Raw genomic sequence first — 2,308 nt, 5'->3', positions numbered from 1 at the left:
CGGTGTCGACCCGGCCGCCGAGCCCCCGCCCGGCCAGGCCGCCGGGGTGGACACCCCGCGGGGCAACGTCCTGTCCCCCGAGGCCGCGGCCTCCTCCGCCGTCAACGCCGACCTCGCCCCGCTCGGCGCGACCGCGATCCCCGCCCTCAGCCAGAAGCAGACGGAGGCGGACCTGGTCGCGACCCGTGGCGAGACGGCGGAAGCGGCGAGCGCGAAGGACAAGCCGGGCGGCGCGAAGGACAAGCCGGGTACGACGGGCAAGACCGGCACGATCGGCACCGCCGACGAGGCGGACCCGGCGACGGGCCAGCGCGTGAAGCCGTACATCGGCGCACGTCCGCGCATCGTCACCCGCCGGGGCTGGGGCGCCGACGAGACGCTCCGTGAGCGGAACTTCAGCTACACGAAGACCGTGAAGGCCGCCTTCGTCCACCACACCGCGTCGGGCAACAACTACCGCTGCGCGCAGGCGCCTTCAGTCATCCGCAGTATCTACCGCTACCACGTGAAGAGCAGCGGCTGGCGGGACATCGGCTACAACTTCCTCATCGACAAGTGCGGAAACATCTACGAGGGGCGGGCCGGAGGCGTGGCCAAGCCGGTCATGGGCGCACACACTCTCGGTTTCAACACCAACAGCATGGGGATCGCGGTCCTCGGGAGCTTCGGTACCTCGAACCCGCCCGCCGCCGCCGTCAAGGCGATCTCGAAGCTCACGGCGTGGAAGCTCGGCCTCTTCGGAGCGAACCCGAAGGGCAAGACCTACCTCAAGTCCGGCGGCGGAAATCTGTACCGAAAAGGAAAGAACGTACGACTCAATGTAATCTCCGGTCACCGGGATGGTTTCGCCACCGAATGCCCGGGCGGCCGGCTCTACGCGAAGCTCGGCACGGCCCGTGCGACTTCGGCCCGCTACCAGGGACGATGAGGTCCGGTCGGCGGGAAGGGTGAGCCCGGCAAGCCGGGGTCCCAGCCCCGGCGGCTCCCCACAGCCATACCTCCCCCAGAGGCGCCCCACAGCCATCGAAACGGTCTGCATACACTGGCCGGTCGAAAGACAGTTCGACCGGCCCCATCAGGAAGCAGAGACGACAGGTGACAGAAGCGATCCTCCTGGTCGGCGGCAAGGGCACACGGCTGCGCCCCCTCACGGTGCACACGCCGAAGCCGATGGTTCCGGCGGCCGGGGTACCGTTCCTCACGCACCAGCTGGCACGGGCGAGAGCGGCGGGGGTCGAGCACATCGTGCTCGCCACGTCCTATCTGGCCGAGGTCTTCGAGCCCCACTTCGGCGACGGTTCGTCGCTGGGGCTCCACATCGAGTACGTCACCGAGGAGGAGCCCCTCGGCACCGGCGGCGCCATCCGTAACGTGGCCTCCCGTCTGAGATCGGCCCCGGACGACCCGGTCCTGATCTTCAACGGGGACATCCTGACGGGCCTGGACATCCCGGCCCTGATCAGCACGCACCGGTCGTCGGGCGCGGACGTCTCCCTGCACCTCACGAGGGTGACGGACCCGAGGGCGTACGGACTGGTCCCCACGGACTCGTCGGGCCGGGTCCAGGCGTTCCTGGAGAAACCCCAGACCCCCGAGGAGATCGTCACCGACCAGATCAACGCTGGAGCGTACGTCTTCCGCCGCTCGGTGATCGACGCGATCCCGGTGGGCCGCCCGGTCTCGGTCGAACGGGAGACGTTCCCGGAGCTCCTCGCCTCCGGCGCCCACCTCCAGGGAATGGTCGACTCCACCTACTGGCTGGACCTGGGCACCCCGGGTGCCTTCGTCCGCGGCTCGGCCGACCTGGTCCTCGGCCGCGCTCCGTCCCCGGCCGTCCCGGGCCGCTGCGGTGACCGCCTGGTCCTCCCGTCGGCCACGGTCGCCTCCGACGCCAAACTGACCGGCGGCACCGTCGTCGGCCACGGCGCCACGGTGGGCGAGGGCGCCCGCGTATCCGGCAGCACGATCCTGGACGGCGCGGTAATCGCCCCGGGCGCGGTCATCACGGACTCCCTGATCGGCGCCCGCGCCCACGTAGGAGCCCGCTCGATCCTCACAGGAGTGGTGGTGGGCGACGGCGCCTCGGTAGGCCCCGACAACGAACTCCGCGAGGGCGTACGCATCTGGTGCGACGCCCAAATCCCAGCAGCAGCACTCCGCTTCTCGTCGGACCAGTAACACCGACTCGACCAAGGGCTTAACCAAGGGGGGAGCAGAGCCTGCGCACACAACCGGCGCAGGCTCACTTCTTGAGCCGGCCACACCCTTCAGCCCGTCCGGCATCATCCAGCCTGTCCGGCGTTTGAGG

Annotated in this window: 2 protein-coding genes; both read left to right on the top strand. The window is 69.9% G+C overall.

Annotation, left to right across the window (positions count from 1 at the left end):
• Positions 1–928, top strand: a 928-nt coding sequence (locus tag AOK17_RS45250; RefSeq protein WP_169802007.1) for a peptidoglycan recognition protein family protein, incomplete at its 5' end; no start/stop codon positions are given.
• A gap of 167 nt (positions 929–1,095) precedes the next feature.
• Complete coding sequence (manB, locus tag AOK17_RS45245; RefSeq protein WP_055618483.1) at positions 1,096–2,178, top strand: mannose-1-phosphate guanylyltransferase; 1,083 nt, start codon at positions 1,096–1,098, stop codon at positions 2,176–2,178.
• Positions 2,179–2,308: the final 130 nt, after the last annotated feature.

This window comes from Streptomyces phaeochromogenes, from assembly GCF_001418655.1.
Classification (GTDB): domain Bacteria; phylum Actinomycetota; class Actinomycetes; order Streptomycetales; family Streptomycetaceae; genus Streptomyces; species Streptomyces phaeochromogenes.
The sequence above is the reverse complement of the archived record's forward strand: the minus strand, read 5'-3'. Positions and strand labels throughout refer to the sequence as shown.